6 protein-coding genes are annotated in these 6,265 nt (G+C 31.1%); all 6 read right to left on the bottom strand.

The genetic code is table 11. The features are described 5' to 3' along the window. Nucleotides 1-343: 343 nt before the first annotated feature. Nucleotides 344-535 carry a 50S ribosomal protein L28 gene (rpmB, locus tag ACMUOV_RS00450; RefSeq protein WP_413852709.1) on the bottom strand — a complete coding sequence of 64 codons (192 nt, stop codon included), beginning with the start codon at nt 533-535 and terminating at the stop codon, nt 344-346. A gap of 373 nt (nt 536-908) precedes the next feature. Next, on the bottom strand, nt 909-2,624 hold the full coding sequence (locus ACMUOV_RS00445) for a proline--tRNA ligase (protein ID WP_413852707.1): 1,716 nt from the start codon (nt 2,622-2,624) through the stop codon (nt 909-911). Between the two features lie 15 nt (nt 2,625-2,639). Continuing rightward, nucleotides 2,640-3,104 carry a transcription elongation factor GreA gene (gene greA / locus ACMUOV_RS00440; RefSeq protein ID WP_413852705.1) on the bottom strand — a complete coding sequence of 155 codons (465 nt, stop codon included), beginning with the start codon at nt 3,102-3,104 and terminating at the stop codon, nt 2,640-2,642. 11 nt (nt 3,105-3,115) lie between these two features. Further along, nucleotides 3,116-4,183, bottom strand: coding sequence for a flavodoxin-dependent (E)-4-hydroxy-3-methylbut-2-enyl-diphosphate synthase (gene ispG, locus ACMUOV_RS00435; protein ID WP_413852703.1), 1,068 nt, complete (start codon nt 4,181-4,183; stop codon nt 3,116-3,118). A gap of 218 nt (nt 4,184-4,401) precedes the next feature. Continuing rightward, entirely contained in the window at nt 4,402-5,973 is a 1,572-nt protein-coding gene (locus tag ACMUOV_RS00430) for a hypothetical protein (RefSeq protein ID WP_413852701.1), read from the bottom strand. Nucleotides 5,974-6,013: 40 nt separating this feature from the next. Continuing rightward, on the bottom strand, nt 6,014-6,265 hold a 252-nt coding region (locus ACMUOV_RS00425; protein WP_413852699.1), incomplete at its 5' end, for a hypothetical protein.

Here is a 6,265-nt window from a genome sequence, read left to right as displayed (position 1 = left end):
GAATTCACAGACATCTTAACATTAATAACAGATTGTTTTCACCTATGGAATTTTTTTACCTTTCAAAAACGGCAAAATGTATTTAACACTAACATTTCTATTAAAATTATATATTTTTAAGCTGAGAAGATATAAAGACAGCTAAGAGCTGATGGTTGAAAAGCTTAAAAGTTTAACAACAACGACAACGGCAAACGGCAAAAATTGCAAGGAAAATTTCAGGTTATTGGGTGATAATGTTATAGGGTTATAGGTTTAACGGCAAACAGCAAACGATAAACGGCAAAAAAATAAGAGATAAGCAAACAAAACTTATCTCTTATTAAAAAATATATAATTAAAATTATATAGCTTTTTGAACTTTTCCGGAACGAATACAAGAAGTGCAAACATATTCTTTTGTTTTCTTTCCGTCAACAATAATTCTTACTTCCTGTAAATTAGGTCTGAATAACCTTTTTGTTGCTTTGTTCGAGTGGCTTACGGTATTACCGGAAACGGAACCTTTACCGCATACATAACATTTATACGACATTTTATACTACCTCCAATTATGCTGAAAAGCTGATAAGCTGAACAGCTGACAAGTTTATTAACGTATCATTATTGACTAACTTTCTTATTTTATCAAGAATTAAAAAAATTGTCAATTAAAAAATTTGCTTGAGAATTTTTTTAGGTTATTGGATGATAAGGTTATAGGGTTATAGGTTTAACGGCAACGGAAAAACTTTTAAAAATTTCAAACGATTGGCAACACTGAGCGCGAAAAAGAAAATTTTTAAAAGAACAAACAACAGATTTCTCGCTAAACTTCGTTTCGCTCGAAATGACATAACGACAGCTGAAGAGCTGAAAAACTGAGAAGCTGAGAGTTTAACGACAAACTGTGAACGACAATGTATATTTTAAAGTTTTATTTGCGATACAACGTAATCAACAATATTTTCAACTTTTATAATTTCTGTTTTTGATTTATCGTTTTTTCTATCCTTAAATTCAACATTGCCGTTTTGAAGGTTTTTTTCACCGACGGTAATTCTGTAAGGAATACCTATCAAATCGGCATCTTTAAATTTTATACCTGCCCTTTCATCCCTGTCGTCAAGTAAAACATCTATCTTTTTTTCTCTTAATTTTTTATATATATCTTCGGAAACTTTTTTAATATTTTCATTTTCAAAATCAACAGGAATTATTGCAACCTTATAAGCGGCAAGTGCCACAGGCCAAATTATACCGTTTTCATCGTAAGATTGTTCTATGGTTGCTGCCAATATTCTTGTTACGCCTATACCGTAACAACCCATAACCATTAAATTTTCTTTACCGTTTGCATCCAAATAAGTTGCTTTCATGGATTTTGAGTATTTCGTTCCCAATTTAAAAATATGCCCTATTTCTATTCCTCTTGAAAACTGCAATTTTTCTTTTTTACATCTTGGGCAAATATCACCGTGAACAACCTTTCTTAAATCGGTAACCGTATCGGCTTTGTAATCTTTACCGTAATTTACATTTTTAATATGAGTATCGGTTTTATTTGCACCTATAACACCGTTAACTATATTTACTACCGAATAGTCAGCATATATTTTTATTTTCTTTTTTAAATTAACAGGACCTGCAAAACCAACTTTGGCACCTGTAACCTCCTGCACAATTTCAGGGCTTGCAAGTTCAAGTTCGTTGCAACCTAAAACTGATTGCAATTTTATTTCGTTTATATCGTAATCACCGCGAACAAGAACGGCAACAGGCGTTCCGTCGGCAACATAAATAATTGTTTTAATAAACTTTTGTGCGGAAGAATTTAAAAATTTTGAAACATCTTCAATAGTTCCGACATTAGGTGTTGAAATTTCTTCCATATCCAAAACTTGTTCGGTTGATTTTTCATATATATCTTCCAAACATTCGGCTTTTTCAGAATTGGCTCCGTAACCGCAATGACACCATGCAATTTCTTCTTCACCGGTATCTGCAAGCACCATAAATTCATGCGAGAAGTTACCGCCTATTGCACCCGAAGCCGCCTCAACAACCCTGTATTTAAAGCCGCATCTTTTACAAATATTTTCATAAGCCGCATATACTTTTTTATAATATTGCTCCAAATCTTTATCGTCAGTATGGAAAGAATAAGCATCCTTCATTAAAAATTCTCTTGCACGCATAACACCGAAACGCGGCCTTATTTCATCCCTGAATTTTATACCGAATTGATAAAGCATTACAGGTAATTGTTTGTATGATTTTATAAAACTTCTTGCAAGGTCTGTTATTGCCTCTTCGTGTGTGGGAGCAAGTGCAAATTCGGCATTTTTTCTGTCTTTTATTCTGAATAATTCTTTACCGTAAACGTTCCATCTTCCCGTTTCTATCCACAATTCTTTAGGTAAAAGTAAAGGAAGTTTTACTTCCTGTCCGTCTATGGCAGCCATCTCTTCTCTGATAACGGAAATTACATTCCCGAGTGTTTTAAGCCCCAAAGGTAAAAGTTCAAAAAGACCGCTGCCTAACTTCCTAACCATTCCGGAACGAACCATAAGTTTTGCAGATATATTATCCAAATCCGAAGGAGCTTCTTTTAATGTCGGTATAAATGCTTTTGAAAAATACATTATTTAATCTCCAATTTATCTTGTTATTTTTAAAATTTTAAAAGTCATATTTCCGGCAGGTAATTCAACTTCAACAACATCTCCTACTTTATGTTCAAGCAACCCCTGTGCCAAAGGTGAACCTATGGATATTTTCATTTCCGAAGGGTTTGCTTCTTCTTCGTCAACAATGGTATATTCGTATTCGTCGCCGTCATCATCTTTAATTGTAACGGTTACTCCTATAAAAACTTTATTCGGGTCAATGTTTAAATCGTCTATTATTGTTGCCCTTGAAAGTTTTGAGTCTATTTCGGCAATTCTTTTCATAAGGTTTGTTAAAGTTTCTTTTGCGGCATGATATTCGGCATTTTCTCTTAAATCGCCGTGTTCTCTTGCCCTTGCTATTTCATCCTGAACTTCAGGTTTTCTTTTTTGAAGTCTGTCAAGTTCTTCCAATAATTTATTTCTGCCTTCTCTTGTTAAATAAATTTCACCCATTTGTCTTCTCCTTACATTTTCTTATATAAATTCAGTAATGTTTTAACCCATTTACTTTCAGGTATTTTACATTTTATTTCACCTTTTTTAAATAGCAAACCTTCACCTATTCCGCCTGCTATGCCAAAGTCAGCTTCTTTTGCTTCTCCAGGTCCGTTAACAACACAACCCATAACGGCAATTTTTACTTGTTTTGTTATATTTTTCTTTTTAACTTTTGCAAGTTCTTCTTCCAGTTCGTTAACTATTTTTATCAAATTAACTTTTGTTCTTGAACATGTCGGACAAGAAATTATTTCCACACCTGTTGTCCTTAAATTTAAAGACTGCAAAATTTGATAAGCAACTTTAACTTCTTCAACAGGGTTTGCGGTTAAGGAAACCCTTATTGTGTCACCTATACCGTTATACAACATAACGGCAAGCCCCGCAGATGATTTTATTGTTCCCCTAAATATTGAACCTGCCTCGGTAATTCCCAAATGCAGGGGATAATTTCTTTTTTGTGCAAATAAATTATATGCTTCAACGGTTGTTGCAACATCAGATGCTTTTAATGAAACGGCTATTGAATTAAAATTACATTCTTCAAGTATATCAACATGTTCAAGTGCGGCAGCCGTTAATGCTTTTGCTCTTTTTGATACTGTTGAACAACTTTGCACCGCTTTTAAGGAACCCGCATTTACACCTATTCTTATGGGAATTTTATAATCTTTTGCAATTTTTACAAGTTCTTGTACTTTTTGTTTTGAGCCGATATTTCCCGGGTTTATTCTTAATTTGTCAACACCTTGTTTAATTGATTCTATTGCAAGTTTATAATCAAAATGAATATCGGCAACAAGCGGTATTGAAATGTGTTTTTTTATTTTACTTATGTTTTTTGCACATTCCATATCAGGAACCGAAACCCTGACTATTTCACACCCGTATTTTTCAAGTTCTTTAATTTGTTTAACGGTAGCTTTCCAATCTTTTGTATCGGTATTTGTCATAGACTGAACTGCAACAGGGTTGCCTCCGCCTATTTTAACCGAACCTATTTTTAAAACTTTTGTTTCTTTTCTTGAAAACATTGCACTTATCCAAATAAAATATTTAGTATATTTGTTTATTATAGCAAATTTTTAAATACAACTGATATATAAAACAACTACCATAAGTAAAAATTTACTTATGGTAGTTTCTTGTATATATTGAAAGTATTTTATTTACCGAATAACTCTTTCATTTATTTCAAACTTTTTCCTACATTATGACATTCTCTCATCCACATATCAATTATTTTATTATTTTATTTTTTTAATAATTGTTTTATTGATACTAAAGCATTTTCTACTTCTGTATATCCTTCACCAAATGCAGAATCGAGAACTTCCCATCCTTCTTTTGTATACCTTACCAAGTCTGCTGAAACTTTTTCCATTTGAGTTTTTGTCACTTTGTTGTTTACAAATTGGTTATATACTACTTTTTGACTTAAATTATATCTTTTGGAAAGTTCTATTATTACATTTAATCCACCTTCTCCATATTTATTATAAACTTTATACATAAAATTATTTTTAAAAAGTTTTTGCAACGATGAAAATATTGAATTAGAACTTGTTATTAAGGATATCATTGATGTATTTTTTTTTGAAATTTGTTGAATTAAAGAAGCTGCCTTATCAAGTAAAATTTGCTTATCATAGTAATTTTTTCCGCCATTCAAGAGTTTTTTAACTAAAGTTTTTGCCTTTTTCAACCATTTTTTTGCCAAACTGCTTACATTTTTATTATTCAACAATTTATTTATTATGGAATAACTTTTATTTGCCAATTTTTTTAAAGTTGAATCTATAAACTTACTTGAATCAATAGTAATATATATTTTTCCTTTATCTACGCCGCCTATAAATTTATACCGAATTTTTCCGTCTGTGGAATCCAAATATTTTGTTTTCGTTATATTTTTGCCATATTCTGTTTTTCCTTTTGCACTTTTTCCTTGTAGAAATTTTTTAAATTCTTTAGTGTTATATATTATTTTATTACCGTTATTTATTAATATATCGTATACGGCATACTTACCATTTTTTTGCCTTTCTATTGTTATTCCATGCCCACCTGTATCATTTCCTTTTTTGTCATAGCAATCAACATAAACTAATGCTTTTTGTCCTTTCTTTAAATTCATAACATCCTTTAATGTAGCATTAATGGATTCTACTTGTTTTACTCCATTCTTCTTAAGTGTTTTTTCTTCTGCATTAGTATATGTTCCGGTAAAACCATTTTTATGAGCTTTAACAAATCTATTTGCATCTATTGAAATGTCTGCTGCTAAATTTTGTAATGCAGCAAAGTTTTTACCTATACCTAAATATTTTGCTACTGCAAGTGATGAACAACAAACAAAATCTTCTCCCTTATTCATTAACTTTATTAAAATAGGTCTAACTTTATTCAATTGAGTTTTTGTTACTCCCATTTTTATAAATTTGTTATAAACTGTTTTTAATTTTAATCCTAACTTATTTGCTAACTTCTTTAAAACGGTCAATCCTTTTTTAGTATATTTTTTTGTTATTTTAGCGGTTAACGAAACAGTTTTTTTTGCAACTTTTTTCGCTGCTTTTTTCTTTGTCGTTTTATCTATTGCTTTTACTTTCTTTGCTGTCGCTTTCGCTGTTGCTTTCGCTGAACTTTTTACCGTTTTCTTTAATGCTTGTGCTGGGGTTACATAAGTTTTTGACAAAACTGCATCCGTTGTTTTTGCTGCCGATACTGTATTTGCTCCCGCATATACAGGTATGTTTGCTATACCCATCATCAAGCATATTACTATTAACATACTTATTACTTTCTTTAACATTTTTTTCATTTTCTTCCCCCAAAAAGAAAACCGACTTGGTTTTATAATACTAACCAAGTCGGCTTATTCCTATATTTCTATTGTTATTTATTACTGCTATTGTATCTTTTATCCTTACTACCAATATTGCAAATAATATAAAAAACAATATTCCCGTATTTGTTATTTCATTCGGACGGACTAATCCAATATCACTATATAAATTAGCCCTGTTATAAACATTTGAATATGCCAATCCGTTTACTTTTTCTTTCAACAAATTTAATGTCGTTGAATTATTTGTATTACTTTCTATTATTAT

This window comes from Candidatus Ruminimicrobium bovinum, from assembly GCF_902760015.1.
GTDB classification, from domain to species: domain Bacteria; phylum Elusimicrobiota; class Endomicrobiia; order Endomicrobiales; family Endomicrobiaceae; genus Ruminimicrobium; species Ruminimicrobium bovinum.
This window is presented reverse-complemented; position numbering and strand designations above follow the sequence as displayed.